At 60.6% G+C, this 17612-nt stretch carries 16 protein-coding genes; 9 read left to right on the top strand and 7 right to left on the bottom strand.

The window, feature by feature from the left end; translation table 11 throughout:
• The first annotated feature begins 31 nt into the window (after nucleotides 1–31).
• The gene (locus KRR23_RS23150) at nucleotides 32–1348 is read left to right on the top strand and encodes a bifunctional DedA family/phosphatase PAP2 family protein (RefSeq protein WP_216744402.1); all 1317 of its coding nucleotides are present in this window, start codon (nucleotides 32–34) and stop codon (nucleotides 1346–1348) included.
• Nucleotides 1349–1354: 6 nt separating this feature from the next.
• On the opposite strand, the gene KRR23_RS23145 is transcribed toward KRR23_RS23150, so the two are convergent.
• From KRR23_RS23145 to KRR23_RS23135, 3 genes are read right to left on the bottom strand one after another with little or no spacing between them, the layout of a single operon-like run.
• Nucleotides 1355–1945, bottom strand: a complete 591-nt coding sequence (locus KRR23_RS23145) for an LON peptidase substrate-binding domain-containing protein (protein WP_216744401.1) — start codon at nucleotides 1943–1945, stop codon at nucleotides 1355–1357.
• 10 nt (nucleotides 1946–1955) lie between these two features.
• Entirely contained in the window at nucleotides 1956–2672 is a 717-nt protein-coding gene (locus tag KRR23_RS23140) for an LrgB family protein (RefSeq protein ID WP_216744400.1), read from the bottom strand.
• On the bottom strand, nucleotides 2672–3034 hold the full coding sequence (locus KRR23_RS23135) for a CidA/LrgA family protein (protein WP_103317533.1): 363 nt from the start codon (nucleotides 3032–3034) through the stop codon (nucleotides 2672–2674). The genes KRR23_RS23140 and KRR23_RS23135 overlap by 1 nt, the downstream gene beginning before the upstream one ends.
• 194 nt (nucleotides 3035–3228) lie before the next feature.
• Here KRR23_RS23135 and KRR23_RS23130 point away from each other — a divergent pair, with 194 nt between their 5' ends.
• The 3 genes from KRR23_RS23130 to KRR23_RS23120 all read left to right on the top strand — a co-directional run bounded on the left by KRR23_RS23130 (nucleotide 3229) and on the right by KRR23_RS23120 (nucleotide 6176).
• A complete protein-coding gene (locus tag KRR23_RS23130; protein ID WP_019693819.1) occupies nucleotides 3229–3684 on the top strand; it encodes a MaoC family dehydratase in 456 nt (151 codons plus the stop codon).
• Between the two features lie 103 nt (nucleotides 3685–3787).
• Nucleotides 3788–5506, top strand: a complete 1719-nt coding sequence (locus KRR23_RS23125; RefSeq protein WP_216744399.1) for a C13 family peptidase — start codon at nucleotides 3788–3790, stop codon at nucleotides 5504–5506.
• 28 nt (nucleotides 5507–5534) lie between these two features.
• Complete coding sequence (locus KRR23_RS23120; RefSeq protein ID WP_054594218.1) at nucleotides 5535–6176, top strand: oxidoreductase; 642 nt, start codon at nucleotides 5535–5537, stop codon at nucleotides 6174–6176.
• 169 nt (nucleotides 6177–6345) lie between these two features.
• Here KRR23_RS23120 and KRR23_RS23115 read toward each other — a convergent pair whose 3' ends face one another.
• The 4 genes from KRR23_RS23115 to KRR23_RS23100 form a co-directional block, all read right to left on the bottom strand.
• Nucleotides 6346–6630, bottom strand: a complete 285-nt coding sequence (locus KRR23_RS23115) for a YceK/YidQ family lipoprotein (RefSeq protein WP_216744398.1) — start codon at nucleotides 6628–6630, stop codon at nucleotides 6346–6348.
• Nucleotides 6623–7255, bottom strand: coding sequence for a flavin prenyltransferase UbiX (gene ubiX / locus KRR23_RS23110; RefSeq protein WP_216744397.1), 633 nt, complete (start codon nucleotides 7253–7255; stop codon nucleotides 6623–6625). The genes KRR23_RS23115 and ubiX overlap by 8 nt, the downstream gene beginning before the upstream one ends.
• Nucleotides 7252–8601: a UDP-N-acetylmuramate:L-alanyl-gamma-D-glutamyl-meso-diaminopimelate ligase gene (gene mpl, locus KRR23_RS23105; protein ID WP_216744396.1), complete on the bottom strand. Its 1350-nt coding sequence runs from the start codon at nucleotides 8599–8601 to the stop codon at nucleotides 7252–7254. The genes ubiX and mpl overlap by 4 nt, the downstream gene beginning before the upstream one ends.
• 190 nt (nucleotides 8602–8791) lie before the next feature.
• Complete coding sequence (locus tag KRR23_RS23100; RefSeq protein ID WP_216744395.1) at nucleotides 8792–10705, bottom strand: sigma-54-dependent Fis family transcriptional regulator; 1914 nt, start codon at nucleotides 10703–10705, stop codon at nucleotides 8792–8794.
• A gap of 429 nt (nucleotides 10706–11134) precedes the next feature.
• Here KRR23_RS23100 and KRR23_RS23095 point away from each other — a divergent pair, with 429 nt between their 5' ends.
• The 5 genes from KRR23_RS23095 to KRR23_RS23075 all read left to right on the top strand — a co-directional run bounded on the left by KRR23_RS23095 (nucleotide 11135) and on the right by KRR23_RS23075 (nucleotide 17271).
• The gene (locus KRR23_RS23095) at nucleotides 11135–12655 is read left to right on the top strand and encodes an aldehyde dehydrogenase family protein (RefSeq protein ID WP_054594222.1); all 1521 of its coding nucleotides are present in this window, start codon (nucleotides 11135–11137) and stop codon (nucleotides 12653–12655) included.
• Nucleotides 12656–12900: 245 nt separating this feature from the next.
• Nucleotides 12901–14271 (top strand): ethanolamine permease, encoded by a 1371-nt coding sequence (gene eat / locus KRR23_RS23090; protein ID WP_216744394.1) that lies wholly within the window; start codon nucleotides 12901–12903, stop codon nucleotides 14269–14271.
• Nucleotides 14272–14449: 178 nt separating this feature from the next.
• Nucleotides 14450–15844: an ethanolamine ammonia-lyase subunit EutB gene (locus KRR23_RS23085; RefSeq protein WP_216744393.1), complete on the top strand. Its 1395-nt coding sequence runs from the start codon at nucleotides 14450–14452 to the stop codon at nucleotides 15842–15844.
• 11 nt (nucleotides 15845–15855) lie between these two features.
• Nucleotides 15856–16680: an ethanolamine ammonia-lyase subunit EutC gene (gene eutC, locus KRR23_RS23080; RefSeq protein ID WP_216744456.1), complete on the top strand. Its 825-nt coding sequence runs from the start codon at nucleotides 15856–15858 to the stop codon at nucleotides 16678–16680.
• A gap of 129 nt (nucleotides 16681–16809) precedes the next feature.
• Complete coding sequence (locus KRR23_RS23075) at nucleotides 16810–17271, top strand: N-acetyltransferase (protein ID WP_054594225.1); 462 nt, start codon at nucleotides 16810–16812, stop codon at nucleotides 17269–17271.
• The last annotated feature ends 341 nt before the right edge of the window (nucleotides 17272–17612 follow it).

Below are 17612 nucleotides of genomic sequence, written 5' to 3'. Positions count from 1 at the left end.
GTTCATTTGATGATTTGATGGAGTTGTATGTATGGGCCCATGGCTCGATAGCCTGACCGTCTGGTTGACGGCAAATCCGCAATGGCTGGCGGTGGCGGTATTCATAGTGGCCTGCGTTGAGTGCCTGGCAATTGTCGGGCTGATCGTGCCCGGCATCGTGTTGCTGTTTGCCATCACGGTGCTGGCCGGCAGCGGCGCGCTGTCGCTGGGCGAAACGCTGCTGCTGGGTTTCCTTGGCGGCCTGTTCGGCGATCTGCTGTCGTACTTCCTGGGCAGGCACTTCCACCAGAACATTCGGCGCTTGCCAGGACTGCGCCACCATCCGGAATGGATCAACGGCGCCGAAAACTATTTCCAGCGCTATGGCATCGCGAGCTTATTGGTCGGACGCTTTATCGGCCCTTTGCGCCCGATGCTGCCAATGGTTGCCGGGATGTTCGACATGCCCTTTGCGCGCTTCTTTGCAGTCAGCTTGCTGGCGGGCGCCGGCTGGTCGGTGGCCTACCTGCTGCCGGGTTGGGCCACGGGCGCGGCGATTCGCCTGCCGCTGCCGGAAGGTTTCTGGCCTCAAGCCGGTCTGATAGCCGGTAGCATCGCGGTATTGGTGGGCCTGAGCATCAACAGCAGTTTGCGCGGTCATCGCCAGGCCACCGCACTGATTGCCAGCCTGAGCCTGCTGATACTCGGCGGACTGTTTATTGGATACCCGCACCTGAGCGCCTTCGATCAAGGCTTGATGACGCTGGTTCAAGAACACCGCAGCCCGGCGCTGGATGAAATCGCGGTAATGCTCACCCAGGTCGGCGATTTCAAAAACATGTTTGTGATCAGCGCGGTGCTGACGATCCTGCTACTGATCACACGCCAATGGCGGCACATGATCTTCGCGGGCTGCACGCTGCTGATCACCGCGCTGCTGAACACCGGAACCAAGAACCTGTTCGCCCGGATGCGCCCGGAAGTACTGACCGACCCACTGTCCAGCTACAGCATGCCCAGTGGTCATGCGTCAGGTTCGTTTGCGTTGTTCCTGACCCTCGCAGTGCTGGCCGGCCGAGGCAAACCTCAGCGCATGCGCCTGACCTGGTTGCTGCTCGGTTGCTTGCCGGCAGCGGCCATCGCCCTGTCGCGGGTTTATCTCGGCGCACACTGGCCAACCGATATAACCGCCGGCGCGATGCTGGCGGCGTGCGTGTGTGCTGCCAGCCTGGCCGTGACCCAGCGCCAGACACCCTTGAGCCCTATGCCGGCCAAGGTCTGGTGGTCGGTGTTGCCGGTAATGCTGGCATTGTTCGGGTTCTTCGCGCTGTGGCACTTGCCTCATACAATGCAGCGGTATGCCTACTGACAAGCATTAGGCAAACAACTCGCCCTGCAACTCGTCCAGCAACGCCTGAATCGCATCCAGGCGCTGCTGCGGGTTGTCGAGTTGCAGCAGTTCGATCTTGTCCACTTCAGAAAATGGCAGCAGGTACGCCAATTGATTGGCCAGTGACTGTTGCCCGGCCGCGTCGGCGCCCATGTTCAACGCTTCGACCATCGGGTGTTCGGCCAAGGCCTTGAGCAGCGCGACCAGGTCGGCGTCTTCGTCCTGTAGCGGTTGCTCCGGCTCGTCCTCCAGCCACTCGACGTCAGCGACGGTCAACTGATCGCGCTGAGTCTCGGTGCGCAGCACGTGGAAACGCCGCCCGCCCTGCACCCGGATACCCAGCAGACCATTATCCTGCTGCTTGAAATCGGTAATCAGCGCTTCGCATCCCACCAGCGCGTAGCCCTCCGGGGCAATGCCGACTTCTTCGCCATCGAGGATGCACACCACGCCGAAGCCACCGCCCTGTTTCATGCAGCGGCTGATCATGTCCAGATAGCGCGCCTCAAAAATCTGCAAGTCGAGGATGCAGCCAGGAAACAGCACCGTGTTCAGTGGAAAAAGCGGCAAGCTCATAGACATTTCCTTACACCACCATCGACACCGCCAACGGCAGGAACACCGCCGTGGCCACGCCCATCAGACTCATCGCCAGCGCCGCGAAGGCGCCGCACTCTTCACTTTCCTGCATCGCCACCGCAGTCCCGACGGCGTGGGCGGTCATACCCAGCGCCATGCCGCGGGCTTCAGGGCTGTGCACGCCGAGCCGGTTCAACAGGCTCGGGCCGAAAATGGCGCCAATCACCCCGGTGATCAACACGAACACCGCCGCCAGCGCCGCCACTCCGCCAATCTGCTCGGCCACCAGCATGGCAATTGGCGAGGTGACCGATTTGGGCGCCATGGTCATCAGGATCATGTGCTCGGCGCCAAACCACCAACCCAGCAGCACGCCCATGCCGGTGGCAACCACACCACCTATCACCAGCGTAGTAAATATCGGCCAGAACAGTTGCCGAATCCGCCGCAGGTTCAGGTAGAGCGGCACCGCCAGTGCAACGGTTGCCGGCCCCAGCAGAATGCTGAGGATCTCGGTGCTTTTGCGGTATTCGGTATACGTCAGGCCGCACGCGAGCAACACGCCGATCACCAGCAGCATCGATACCAGCACGGGCTGCAGGAAGATCCAGCGGGTTTTCTCGAAGACCGCCAACACCAGTTGATAGGCGCCCAACGTAACGCCGATACCGAACAACGGGTGATGAATCACTGCCGCCAGCGCACCCTGCCAGTCGAAGATCATCACGACTCCTCCGAGCGCACGGCGTGGCGCTTGATCAGCCGTTGCATCAAGACTCCGGCGAACGCCATGGACAGCAGCAGCGACAACACCAGTGCGCCAACGATGGCCCAGAAATCCGCCGCGATATCGGCGGCGTATACCATCACGCCCACCGCTGGCGGCACCAGCAGCAAGGGCAAATAACGCAGCAGGCTGCCAGCCGCCAGGCTCAGGGGTTCAGCCACTTCGCCACGAATGACCAGGAACCCCAGCAGCAGCAACAGGCCGATAATCGGCCCTGGCAGCACCGGCAATAACAAATGGTTGAGGGCCGTGCCGAGCAATTGAAACAGCACCAGCCAGGTCAGGCCACGTAGCAACATCCGTCATCTCCAGCAAAACTCGTCCCCACAAGCGGGCCGGACATTATAAGCATGGCACTCGCTATGCATGGGTATTCGCCAAAGGTATGGAAGCTTGACCGGACCTAATCGCCATGATGATCTAAAGTGGTTGTTCCGGGGCCAACCCCCCACCTGAAAAAACTATAAAACCGATGAACCCAAGGAGAGTCTCAATGCCCTATGTTCCCGTTGCAGAGCTCAAAGATTATGTCGGCAAGGAACTCGGACGTTCCGAATGGCTCACGATCGATCAGGACCGCATCAACCTGTTCGCTGAAGCTACAGGCGATTATCAGTTCATCCACGTTGACCCGGTAAAAGCCGCACAAACCCCGTTTGGCAGCACGATCGCCCACGGTTTCCTGTCGCTGTCACTGATCCCGAAGCTGATGGAAGACATCCTGGTCCTGCCGCAAGGCTTGAAGATGGTCGTCAATTACGGCCTGGACAGCGTGCGTTTCATTCAACCGGTGAAGGTCGACTCCAGAGTCCGGCTCAAGGTCGAACTGAGCGACGTCACCGAAAAGAAACCCGGCCAATGGCTGCTCAAGGCCACCGCCACGCTGGAAATCGAAGGCCAGGAAAAACCGGCGTATATCGCTGAACCGTTGTCGCTGGCGTTCGTTTAACACCCGCCGGATGCGAAGCAGTTCCTGCTGTTTCGCACCGCGTCTCTATATATCAGACACATAGCTGCGGCATACTCCCTCGCCTAATTGCCCGGATCCCGCTATGCGCTCACTTGCACCCCTTGCCCTGACCCTGTTGCTCACCGCGTGTGGTGATGGCGAATCGCTGTTGCCGCCCGACGCACGCCTGCCTGATGGCGGCCGCTATCGGGGTGATCTGGTCAATGGGTTGCTGCAAGGCCAGGGCCGGATCGACTACCCGAACGGCAGCTGGTACGCCGGTCAGTTCGACAAGGGTCAGTGGCACGGTCAGGGCGAATGGCACGGCAGTAACGGCGAGGTTTATCGCGGGGAGTTCCAGCAGGGGCTGTTCCATGGTCAGGGCACGCTGACCACCAACGGCAGCAGCTACACCGGCGGCTTCAAACTCGGGCGGCGCGACGGTGAAGGCACCCTCAAAGAAGATGGCATGACTTACCGTGGCGAGTTCAAGGCCGATCAGTATTCCGGCCTCGGCCGTCTCGAACTTGAAGACGGCAGCCAGTATCAGGGCCAGTTCGCCAACGGCAAACCCAACGGCGAAGGCCAGCGTGGCGATGCCAGCGGCAACCAGTTCACCGGTACTTTTGTCGACGGCCAACTGGAAGGCAACGGCACCTTCAGCAGTGCCGAGGGCGACAGCTACGTCGGTGGTTTCAAACAGAATCAGTTGAATGGCAAAGGCCGCTATGAGAACGCCGACGGCGACGTGTGGGTCGGCCAGTTCAAGGAAGGCGCGCTGAACGGAAAAGGCGAATTGATCGGCGCCGACAACAGCCACTATATCGGCCAATTCAGTGATTGGCGTTTCACCGGTCAAGGCCGTTTGAACCTGGCGGACGGTAGCTTCTACATCGGCGAGTTCGATAACGACAGCTATCAAGGGCACGGCACGCTGGTGCTGACGGATGGCACCGTGCAAAGCGGCGACTGGATCAATGGCCAGCGTGTACGCGATGCCAATGGCAAGTTGCTGCCAGACACCCTCGAGCTGGGGTTGCTGGCGCAAGGGCACCTGCTCGAAGACGCGCTGGCCAATGTGCCGGCCTCGACCCCGGCGATCGAGCTATACACCCTGACCGTCGGCGGCGACGGCAAGCAGAGCGTGTTTTTGCGCGAGTCCGATTACGTCAGCAACATGCTCGCCAGCCGCTTCGGCGCCTACGGCCAGATCCGCCTGGTCAACCATCGCGACCACCTCGGCGACCGGCCGATGGCCACGCGCGAGAACCTGCGCCGCGCCGCCCTGACCCTGGCCGAACGCAGCGGGCCGGAAGATCTGGTGTTCATCTACCTGACCAGCCACGGCACCCACGAACACGAACTGGTGCTCGACCAACCGCGCATGGAGCTGGCCGATTTGCCGGCTGACGAATTGGCCGCCGTCCTCGCGCCGCTGAAAAACCGCGACAAGATCATCGTGATTTCAGCCTGCTACTCCGGCGGTTTCATCCCGGCACTCAAAGACGAGCGCACACTGATCATGACCGCCTCGCGCGCCGACCGAGTGTCGTTCGGCTGCTCGGAGGAAGCTGACTTCACGTACTTCGGCGACGCGTTGTTCGTTCAGGCACTGAACCAGACCGACGATCTGGAGCAGGCATTCAAACTGGCCAAGGCCACAGTCGCCGAGCGTGAACTGGCAGACAGCTTCGAGGCCTCCGAACCACAGATCTGGGCGCCAAAAGGGGTGTTGGCGCATTGGCAATTACTGCGCAAGCAACAAGCACGCAAGGCACTGCAAAGTGCTGCTTTAACCAGCAAGGAAGCAAAGAGCAACTAAGCTGAAACAGTATCAAGGGGGAAACATTATGTACTTGACGCCTCAGCATGTATTGCTCGCTGGAGCCACCGGCCTGGTCGGTGAACACTTACTTGATCGGCTGCTCAACGAACCGACCATCAGCCGCGTACTGGCACCGTCACGCCGACCACTGGCGGAACATCCTCATCTGGAAAACCCGGTTGGCGATCCGGCGGTGCTTCTCCCCCAACTCAGTGGCCGCGTCGACATTGCCTACTGCTGCCTGGGCACGACGATCAAACAGGCCGGCTCCGAACAAGCCTTTCGCGCAGTCGATCTGGACCTGGTGGTGGCGTTCGCCAAACGTGCACGGGAAATGGGCGCACGGCACTTGATCGTGATCAGCGCCCTGGGGGCTGATCGCAGATCCTCGGTTTTCTACAACCGGGTCAAGGGCGAGATGGAATACGCATTGCGCGCACAGAACTGGCCGCAACTCACTATCTGCCGACCTTCCCTGCTACTGGGAGATCGCCTTGAACCGCGACTCGCCGAACAACTGGCAGGCCCGCTGTCCAAACTGATTCCCGGCAAATACCACGGCATCGAAGCCTGCCAACTGGCCCGCGCCATGTGGCGCCTGGCGCTGGAAGAACAGGATGGCTTGCGGATTGTCGAGTCGGATGAGTTGCGCAAACTCGGCAAGTAATTTCTCAGGTCAACACCAAACCTGTGGCGAGGGGGCTTGCCCCCGTTGGGTCGCGAAGCGGCCCCAATACTTGCCAACGCGATTCTTCAGGTAAATCAAATTGACCGGATTGCGGCGGCTTCGCCACCGAACGGGGGCAAGCCCCCTCGCCACAGGGATCGCGCGCCCCTTACAACCCGCCCGTAGCCTGAAACCCAACCCCTAACACTGTCAACACCGACAGCGGCAGCAGCAGCGTGTCGAGCAGCGCGCTGGCCGGCAGGTCGATGCCGGGGTAGCTCGGTGCTTCGGCGCCAAAATGATCCTTGGCGCAGCAACCGCCGTCCAGCGCGTACAGGTCAAGGCGCATCCCCGAGTACACCACTGGCGCGCCAGGCTTGGCCGCGTCCAATGTACGCGCGGTGGCGCAACCGCCCAATTGCAGGGCGAGCAGAAGACTCAATAGCTTATTCATCGCTGCTCAAATGGTGTTCGCCCCAACGCGGCAGCATGTCTTGCGGGATGTTCAACAGATTGAGAATCCGCGCCACGACAAAGTCCACCAGATCATCGATGGTCTGCGGCTGGTGATAGAAACCCGGTGAGGCCGGCAGAATGGTCACGCCCATGTTCGACAGCTTGAGCATGTTTTCCAGGTGAATGCTTGAGTAGGGCGCCTCGCGTGGCACCAGAATCAACTGCCGACGCTCTTTCAAGGTCACGTCGGCGGCGCGCTCGATCAGGTTGTTACAGGCGCCTGTGGCAATCGCCGACAAGGTCCCGGTCGAGCACGGCACCACCACCATCGCGGCTGGCGAACCGGAGCCCGAGGCCACGGGCGACATCCAGTCTTCCTTGCCATACACCCGAATCTGCCCGGCAGCCGCGCCAGTGTATTCAGTGAGGAAGGCCTGCATCATCTGCGGTTTCGGCGGCAGCGCGACGTCGGTCTCGGTCGCCATCACCAGTTGCGCCGCCTTGGAGATCAGGAAGTGCACCTCGCGGTCTTCGCGCACCAGGCAATCGAGCAGGCGCAAACCGTACTGGGCGCCGGAAGCGCCGGTCATGGCCAGTGTGATGCGATCCGGACCATTACTCATTTAAGCGCCTCGGCCAATTTGCCGTGCAGGCCGCCGAAGCCGCCGTTGCTCATGATCACCACGTGGGTGCCGGGCTTAGCCTGGCTCTTCACCTGCTCGATAATGCCATCCAGCGAGTCGCAGACCATAGATGGCACGGTGCACAGCGCAGCAACGGCGGGCAAGTCCCAGCCAAGGTTGGCCGGTGCGTACCAGATCACCTGATCGGCATCGACCACGCTTTCCGGCAAACCGTCACGGTGCGCGCCGAGCTTCATCGAGTTGGAACGCGGCTCGATGATCGCGATCAACGGTGCGTCGCCGATGCGTTTGCGCAGACCGTCAAGGGTGGTCGCAATGGCGGTCGGATGGTGAGCGAAGTCGTCGTAGATGGTGACACCGTGAACTTCAGCGACTTTTTCCATGCGGCGCTTGACGCTCTTGAACGCGCTCAAGGCAGCGATGCCCATACCCGGAACCACACCCACATGCCGTGCGGCTGCCAGAGTCGCCAAGGCGTTGGCAACGTTGTGCTGGCCAGTCATGTCCCACTCGACCACGCCTTGGGCGACGCCTTCGAACATCACTTCAAACTTCGAGCCGTCTTCGCTGAGCAACTTGACCTGCCACTGCCCGCCGGCGCCGGTGGTTTGCACCGGGGTCCAGCAACCCATTTCGATCACGCGTTGCAACGCAGGTTCGGTGGTCGGGTGGATCACCAGGCCTTCGCTCGGGATGGTCCGCACCAGGTGGTGGAACTGTCGTTCGATGGCCGGCAGATCGGGGAAGATGTCGGCGTGATCGAACTCAAGGTTATTGAGGATCGCAGTACGCGGACGGTAGTGAACGAATTTCGAACGTTTGTCGAAGAAAGCGCTGTCGTATTCATCGGCTTCGATCACGAAGAACGGCGTGTCACCCAGACGTGCCGATACCGAGAAGTTCTGCGGCACGCCGCCGATCAAAAAGCCCGGGCTCATGCCGGCGTGTTCCAGCACCCAGGCGAGCATGCTGCTGGTGGTGGTTTTACCGTGAGTGCCGGCAACTGCCAGCACCCAGCGACCTTGCAGCACGTGATCAGCCAGCCATTGCGGACCGGAGACGTATGGCAGGCCTTTGTTCAATACGTATTCGACCGCCGGGTTGCCGCGCGACATCGCATTGCCGATTACCACCAGATCCGGGGCCGGATCGAGTTGGGCAGGATCATAGCCTTGCGTCAGCTCGATGCCCTGCGCCTGCAACTGAGTGCTCATCGGCGGGTAGACGTTGGCATCGGAGCCCGTCACATGATGGCCCAGCTCTTTGGCCAGGACCGCCATCGAACCCATGAAAGTGCCGCAAATACCCAGAATATGAATGTGCATAGTCAACCTCGTAAAACATCGAGGCAGGTTAGCGTAGAGGGCCGAAAATCGCACTCTTTAGGTGATGGGCTGGCTTTGCTCTCTCGTTCCCACGCTCTGTGTGGGAATGCCTCAATGGACGCTCTGCGTCTGCTTTTGGGACGCAGAGCGTCCCGGGCCGCATTCCCACGCGGAGCGTGGGAACGATCAGTTACCGGGCGATGCCGTGTTTGCGCAGTTTTCTATAGAGGGTGTTGCGGCTGACACCCAGTTGTTCAGCGGTATGGGTCATGTGCCAGCGCTGCTGCTCCAGGGCATTGAGCAACGCCAGGCGTTCGGCATCGTCCAGCGGATATTCGGAGGTTTCTTCAACCAAAAACACCGGCGCAGGTCGGGCCTGCCGAATCATCACCGGCAAATCCTCAACCCCGATCCGTCCGTCATCGCACAATGCCGCCAGGGTTCGCAGCACATTGCGCAATTGCCGCACGTTACCTGGCCAGGCGTAGTCGAGCAGCGCCTGTCGCGCCGCAGCGTCAATCAGCACCGCCTCCCCGCCCGACTCTTCAGCCAGCAAAAAGTCCAGCAACTGCGACTTGTCGCTGCGTTCGCGCAACGCTGGCAAGGCGATTTCCAGGCCATTGAGGCGGTAATACAAATCTTCACGGAAACTGCCGTCCTGCACCCGCTCGAGCAAATTCCGGTGAGTGGCACTGATGATCCGCACGTTGACCGGCAGCGGCTCACCACCGATGGGCACCACCTGCCGATCTTCCAGCACCCTTAATAGTCGGGTTTGCAACGCCAGCGGCATGTCACCGATTTCGTCAAGGAACAGCGTGCCGCCATCGGCCTGCTGCAACTTGCCGCGCATGCCTTCTTTGCGTGCGCCAGTAAAACTGCCGCCGCGATAGCCGAACAGTTCGCTCTCGATCAGGCTTTCCGGGATCGCTGCACAGTTCAGCGCAACGAAGGCTTTGTCGGCGCGCTGACTGGCCTGGTGCACGGCCTTGGCGAAGGCTTCTTTACCTGAGCCGGTTTCACCGTTGATCAACAGCGGCACATCACGTTCGAAGACCCGCAAGGCTTTGCGAAAATCAGCCTGCAGCCCTTCATCCCCCAGACAAATACCCGTAAGAACCGGGCGCTCGGCAATGACCGGCGGCTGCAGCACCGGGGTCGGTACGCTACGCGGCTGGCCGCGCAACAGCGCAAACAACACCCGCCCATCGCGAGTGCGCAGTGGCCAACTGGCGGCGGCATTGACGCTCGCGCGCCCCAGCAGTTCGTCCAGCGAGCAATCGAAAAATGCCTCGACCGGCTGACCCAGCAACCCGCCACGAATATGCCCCAGCAGGTTCAACGCGCTCTGATTGACCGCGCTGATCCGCCCTTCTCCGTCGAACGCCAGCAGCCCTTCGCTGAACAGCCCGACCGACTCGGCCTGCAAGTGAAAGCGCAGCAGCCATTGATTGTCGAAGTAACGCAGGAAGTAGCAGCTCTCGATCATCTTCGCCGAGAGATTGACCAGCGCCATGGTGTGGAACTGGCTCTGACGCGAGACATCGTGGCGCGCCGACGAAACGTCGAGCACCGCCAGCAGTTCGCCGTGCGGGTCGAACACCGGGCTCGCCGAACAGGTCAGCCCTGTATGACGCCCCCGAAAATGCTCATCCTGGTGGATGGTTAGCGACTGACGCTCCACCAGGCAGGTGCCGATGCCATTGGTGCCTTCACAGGCCTCGCTCCAGTCTGCGCCAAGCCACAGGCCGGCGCGCTCGAAAATCTTCCGTTCGGCAGGCGCCGTGACACAGTTGAGGATCACCCCGCGGGCGTCGGTCAACAGCACGGCGTGGCCGGCACCGGAAAGTTGTTGATGCAGGCTGGTCATTTCACCGCCAGCAATCTGCAGCACTTGCTGCAAGCGCTCACGACTCTCCAGCACACGACCGTGTTCAAGCACCGTCGGCGCCATGGTCAGGGCCGGGTCGAGGTGATAATCCTCAAGACAACGCAGCCAGGAACGGGCGATAGAAGGATCGCTACCGGGACCGTGCAAATGGGATTTGCCCTGGGTCACGGTCAAGACTTGCTGGGCATGGCGACTCAAATGGTTGCTGTGCATTTTTTATTATTCTCTCCGAACACTGTGCTGGGCCCAATGAAGGACTGTCACCACCTTGTGGCGAGGGAGCTTGCTCCCGCTCGAGTGCGTAGCGCTCGCAAAAAATCATCTACGACAGACATTTTGGGGCCGCTTCGCGACCCAGCGGGAGCAAGCTCCCTCGCCACAGAGCGCCCAGCATCCTCCTGCCTCGATTGCTTTGCAATGCTGGCAAGACCGCCCAGTCACAGGCTGTGCCACAAGCGGTACAAACTGTCACAAGGCCTGTACCGCATCTGTCACAGGCCCTGTATCACCACCCCCTCGAAAAAACCGTAAGCCCTTGATTTACCTGACCTGCAAAGCACTGGCCCGACCTTTGCTCTACGCTTCTCAAGCGCTTACTGCGCGTACTCCCTTATAAGCACAAAAGCCAAGGAGATACTCACCATGCGTTACGCTCACCCAGGTACTGAAGGCGCTATCGTTTCGTTCAAGAGTAAATACGGCAACTACATCGGCGGCGAATTCGTCGCGCCTGTCAAAGGTCAGTACTTCACCAATACCTCCCCGGTCAACGGCCAACCGATTGCCGAATTCCCCCGCTCCACGGCCGAAGACATCGAAAAAGCCCTGGACGCTGCCCACGCAGCCGCCGATGCCTGGGGCAGCACGTCTGCTCAGGCACGCTCGCTGGTGCTGCTGAAAATCGCCGACCGCATCGAACAAAACCTCGAAGTCCTGGCAATCACCGAAAGCTGGGACAACGGCAAAGCCGTACGTGAAACCCTCAACGCCGACATCCCGCTGGCCGCTGACCACTTCCGCTACTTCGCCGGTTGCCTGCGTGCTCAGGAAGGCAGCGCCGCGGAAATCGACGGCAACACCGTGGCTTATCACATTCACGAACCGCTGGGCGTGGTCGGGCAGATCATCCCGTGGAACTTCCCGATCCTGATGGCCGCCTGGAAACTCGCCCCGGCACTGGCCGCCGGCAACTGCGTGGTGCTCAAGCCCGCCGAGCAAACCCCGCTGGGCATTACCGTCCTGCTGGAACTGATCGGCGACCTGCTGCCGCCCGGCGTGCTGAACGTCGTGCAAGGTTTCGGCAAAGAAGCCGGTGAAGCCCTGGCCACCAGCAAACGCATTGCCAAAATTGCCTTTACCGGCTCGACGCCGGTCGGCTCGCACATCATGAAATGCGCTGCCGAAAACATCATTCCATCCACCGTGGAACTGGGCGGCAAATCGCCGAACATCTTCTTCGCCGACATCATGCAAGCCGAGCCGACCTTCATCGAAAAAGCTGCCGAAGGCCTGGTGCTGGCGTTCTTCAACCAGGGCGAAGTCTGCACCTGCCCGTCCCGCGCACTGGTGCAAGAGTCGATCTACGACGACTTCATGAAAGTGGTGATGAAGAAAGTCCTGCAAATCAAACGTGGCGACCCGCTGGACACCGACACCATGGTCGGCGCCCAAGCGTCCGAGCAGCAATTCGACAAGATCCTCTCGTACCTGGAAATCGCCAAAGGCGAAGGTGCCGAGTTGCTGACCGGCGGCAAGGTAGAAAAACTCGAGGGCAACCTGGCGACCGGGTATTACATCCAGCCAACGCTGCTCAAGGGCACCAACAAAATGCGCGTGTTCCAGGAAGAAATCTTTGGCCCGGTGGTGAGCATCACCACCTTCAAGGACGAAGCCGAAGCCCTGGCGATTGCCAACGACACCGAGTTCGGCCTTGGTGCCGGTCTCTGGACCCGCGACATCAACCGCGCCTACCGCATGGGCCGGGCGATCAAGGCCGGGCGCGTCTGGACCAACTGCTACCACCTGTACCCGGCCCACGCCGCGTTCGGTGGTTACAAGAAGTCCGGTGTCGGCCGTGAAACCCACAAAATGATGCTCGACCACTACCAGCAAACCAAAAACCTGCTGGTGAGCTACGACATCAATCCACTGGGTTTCTTCTAACCCCGCGCGAAATCGCGTAACAGCTATCGCGGGTAAGCCTTGCTCCTACAAATCACACCCCCCTGTAGGAGCATGGATTGCCAGCGATGGCGCCTTCATTGACACAACCTACATTGCCCTGCCGCTCTGGCACGGGCCTTGCGTGCCCGTTCGACAGATTAACCGCTGCGTGAACAGCGTCGATCCACCCAAACCGCCACACCCGAAAGTCCAACAGATCGAACAATAAAAAACAGAGAGGACTTATGACTTCTTCAACAACGCTCAAACCCACACTCGGAACCTTGCACTTGTGGGGCATTGCCGTCGGCCTGGTGATTTCCGGCGAATACTTCGGCTGGAGTTACGGCTGGGGCACCGCAGGCACCCTGGGGTTCCTCGTCACCGCGTTGATGGTGGCGACGATGTACACCTGCTTCATCTTCAGTTTCACCGAGCTCACCACCGCAATTCCCCACGCTGGCGGGCCCTTTGCCTACAGCCGACGGGCCTTTGGTGAAAAAGGCGGTTTGATCGCCGGGATCGCCACGCTAATCGAGTTCGTCTTTGCGCCACCGGCCATTGCGATGGCCATCGGCGCCTACCTGAACGTGCAATACCCGGATCTGGACCCGAAACTCGCCGCGGTCGGCGCCTATTTCGTGTTCATGGGCCTGAACATCCTGGGCGTCAGCATTGCCGCGACCTTCGAACTGGTGGTGACCGTTCTGGCGGTAGCCGAGCTGCTGGTGTTCATGGGCGTGGTTGCACCGGGCTTCAGCTTCAGCAATTTCGTGCTCAACGGCTGGTCCGGCTCCAATGAGTTCACGGTCGCCTCGATCCCCGGCATCTTTGCAGCGATCCCCTTTGCCATCTGGTTTTTCCTCGCCATCGAAGGCGCGGCCATGGCTGCCGAAGAAGCCAAGGACCCGAAACGCACCATTCCACGGGCCTACGTCAGCGGCATCCTGACCCTGGTGTTCCTGGCCATCGGCGTGATGGTAATGGCCGGCGGTGTGGGCGACTGGCGCCAACTGGCAAACATCAACGATCCACTGCCTCAGGCCATGAAAGCCGTGGTCGGCAACAACTCCAGCTGGATGCACATGCTGGTGTGGATCGGCCTGTTCGGTCTGGTGGCGAGTTTCCACGGGATCATCCTCGGCTACTCGCGACAGTTCTTCGCCCTCGCTCGCGCCGGCTACCTGCCTCGCGGCCTGGCCAAGCTCTCGCGCTTCCAGACCCCGCACCGGGCGATTCTGGCCGGCGGCGTGATCGGCATCGCGGCGATCTACAGCGATGGGCTGGTCAACCTGCAAGGCATGACCCTGACTGCCGCGATGATCACCATGTCGGTGTTCGGCGCTATCGTGATGTACATCATCAGCATGCTCAGCCTGTTCAAACTGCGCAAAACCGAGCCGAACCTTGAGCGTACCTTCCGCGCCCCGGGGTATCCGATCGTGCCGGGCATCGCGCTGTTCCTGGCGGTGGTCTGCCTGGTGGCGATGGCCTGGTTCAACACCCTGATCGGGATGATATTCCTCGGTTTCATGGTGGCAGGCTTCATCTACTTCCAGTTGACCGCCAAACAGCGCTTCGACGCCCCGGCGGACGCGATGCTCACGGGTATCTGAGTCGCACCGGCGCCGGGCAGTTTTCCCGGCGCCCGCCCTGAAACAACGCAACACCCGTAGGAGCGAGGCTTGCCCGCGATAGCTTCACCGCGGTCTGACAGAGACACCGCGGCGATCCGACCGCGGGCAAGCCTTGCTCCTACGGGTCATCACTTACAGATTCAAGAGGACACCGCTCATGGCTGCATTTGCCCATACCGTCGGCGCCCGGACTTACCGTTTCGATGGCCTCAAGGAAGTCATGGCCAAGGCCAGCCCGGCACGCTCCGGGGATTTTCTAGCCGGCGTCGCCGCCCTGAACGATGGCGAGCGGGTCGCCGCGCAAATGACCTTGGCTGACATCCCGCTCAAGCATTTCCTGCAAGAAGTGCTGATCCCCTACGAATCCGATGAAGTCACCCGGCTGATCATCGACACCCACGATGCTCGCGCCTTTGAGACCGTCAGCCACCTGACCGTTGGCGGTTTTCGCGACTGGCTGCTCAGCGATGCGGCCGACGAGCAGAGCCTGCGGGCGCTAGCCCCTGGCCTGACCCCGGAAATGGCCGCTGCCGTGTCGAAGATCATGCGCGTGCAGGACCTGGTGCTGGTGGCGCAGAAGATCCGCGTGGTGACTCAGTTTCGCGGCACCATGGGCCTGCGCGGGCGTCTGTCGACCCGCCTGCAACCCAACCACCCCACCGACGAACCCGCCGGGATCGCCGCGAGCATTCTCGACGGCCTGCTCTACGGCAACGGCGACGCGATGATCGGCATCAACCCGGCCACCGACAGCATCGCCTCGATCTGCGCCATACTGGAAATGCTCGATGCGGTCATCCAGCGCTACGAAATCCCGACCCAAGCCTGCGTGCTGACCCACGTCACCACCTCCATCGAGGCGATCAACCGTGGCGTGCCACTGGATCTGGTGTTCCAGTCGATTGCCGGCACCGAAGCGGCCAATGCCAGCTTCGGCATCAGCCTGAGCGTACTGCAGGAAGGTTATGAAGCAGGCTTGAGCCTCAATCGCGGCACCCTGGGGCAAAATCTGATGTACTTCGAAACCGGCCAGGGCAGCGCGCTCTCGGCCAACGCCCATCACGGCATCGACCAGCAAACCTGCGAAACCCGGGCTTATGCGGTGGCACGGCACTTCAAGCCGTTTCTGGTGAACACCGTGGTCGGTTTCATTGGCCCGGAATACCTGTACAACGGCAAACAGATCATCCGCGCCGGCCTCGAAGACCACTTCTGCGGCAAGTTGCTCGGTGTGCCGATGGGCTGCGACATCTGCTATACCAACCACGCCGAAGCCGATCAGGACGACATGGACACCTTGCTGACGCTGCTCGGCGTGGCCGGGATCAACTTCATCATGGGCATCCCCGGCTCCGACGACATCATGCTCAACTACCAGACCACCTCGTTCCACGACGCGCTCTACGCGCGCCAGACCCTGGGGCTCAAACCTGCGCCGGAGTTCGAGGTGTGGCTGGCGAAAATGGGCATCTTCACCCAAGGTGACGGCAAGGTTCACTTCGGCAACAACCTGCCGCCGGCCTTCCGCCAGGCCATGGCGCAACTGGGATGAGTAATCTGCTGATGGATAAACCAACCGTCGATCCGCAAAACCCCTGGCTGGGACTGCGCCGCCTGACTCCGGCACGCATCGCCCTGGGTCGTACCGGCACCAGTATGCCGACCAGCGCGCAACTGGATTTCCAGTACGCCCACGCCGAGGCCCGCGATGCCGCGCACCTGCCCTTCGATCATGTCGGGCTCAGCCAGCAACTGGCTGAGCGCGGACGCGCCAGTCTGCTGCTGCACAGCGCCGCCAGCGATCGCCACAGTTATCTGCAGCGGCCAGACCTGGGGCGCAAGTTGAGTGATGAGTCCGCGCAAAAACTGCGCGAACACGCGTTGGCCAACCCGGGCGGCGTTGATCTGGCGATCGTCGTGGCCGACGGCCTGTCGGCGCTGGCGGTGCATCGGCACACCCTGCCGTTTCTGGCGCGCATGGAAGAACAGACTCACGCCGAAGGCTGGTCATTGTCGCCGGTGATTCTGGTGGAACAGGGTCGCGTCGCCGTGGCTGACGAAATCGGCGAATTGCTCGGCGCAAAAATGGTCGTGATCCTGATCGGCGAACGCCCTGGACTCAGCTCGCCAGACAGTCTCGGCTTGTATTTCACCTATAATCCAAAGGTCGGCCTGACGGACGCCTATCGCAACTGTATTTCCAATGTCCGCCTTGAAGGTTTGAGCTATGGCATGGCGGCACACCGTTTGCTGTACTTGATGCGCGAGGCCTGTCGACGGCAGTTGTCGGGGGTCAACCTGAAAGACGAAGCCCAGATCCAGACTATTGGGTCGAAAGATGACGCTGATATGAAAGGAAATTTCCTACTGAGTCTGCCGGATGCCTGACCCGCATTCGAATTGCGTTTTTGATCCGCTTTCAGGCAGAGTCGACGAGCGGCTGCCCGAGTAGTGAACCGAATGCCGTCTTATCCATTGGAAACTGCCGCCCTATCTACTTGAAAGTTGAGGCCTAGCATGCGGATTACTCAAGCAACCCTCGAGCACCTGGACCTTCTGACGCCGTTGTTCGTCAAGTACCGCGAGTTTTATGGCTCGTTGCCTTACCCGGACTCATCCCGGGCCTTTCTGGAAAAGCGCCTGCGGCGCAAGGAGTCGGTGATCTATCTGGCCCTGCCCGATGATGACGACAACAAATTGCTGGGCTTTTGTCAGCTGTACCCAAGCTTTTCGTCCCTGTCGCTCAAGCGCGTGTGGATCCTCAACGACATCTACGTCGCCGAAGACGCCCGCCGCCAACTGGTTGCCGACAACCTGATGCGCACCGCAAAGAAAATGGCCAAGGAAACCCAGGCTGTGCGCATGCGCGTCTCGACCAGCAGCGACAACAAAATTGCGCAGAAAACCTATGAATCCATCGGTTTTCGCGAAGACACCGAGTTCAAGAACTACGTTTTGCCGATCAGCGAAGAACTCTGATCCACACCAGACACTGTGGGAGCGAACTTTTGTGGCGAGGGGGCTTGCCCCCGTTCGGCTGCGAAGCAGTCGTAAACCAGACAATGTTTTGTATCTGTCACACCGCGAGGAGCGCTTCGCACTCCAACGGGGGCAAGCCCCCTCGCCACAAGAACACAAGGACCTCCGCTAACCGCTGGTCCCCAAGAGCGCCCTTCGAAATCCCTCGCTACAAACTCGACACGCTTTTCACCTTTCAGTCCGTATAATCACGAACCTTACGGGCTGTAAGAAAAACTCCACAGCCCTGTAGCCCAATTTTCCAAAATATTCGCACAGGCCTGCTGAGTCGGGTCGTTACC

Source organism: Pseudomonas sp. CVAP#3 (genome assembly GCF_018986375.1).
GTDB lineage: Bacteria > Pseudomonadota > Gammaproteobacteria > Pseudomonadales > Pseudomonadaceae > Aquipseudomonas > Aquipseudomonas helvetica.
The sequence above is the reverse complement of the archived record's forward strand: the minus strand, read 5'-3'. Positions and strand labels throughout refer to the sequence as shown.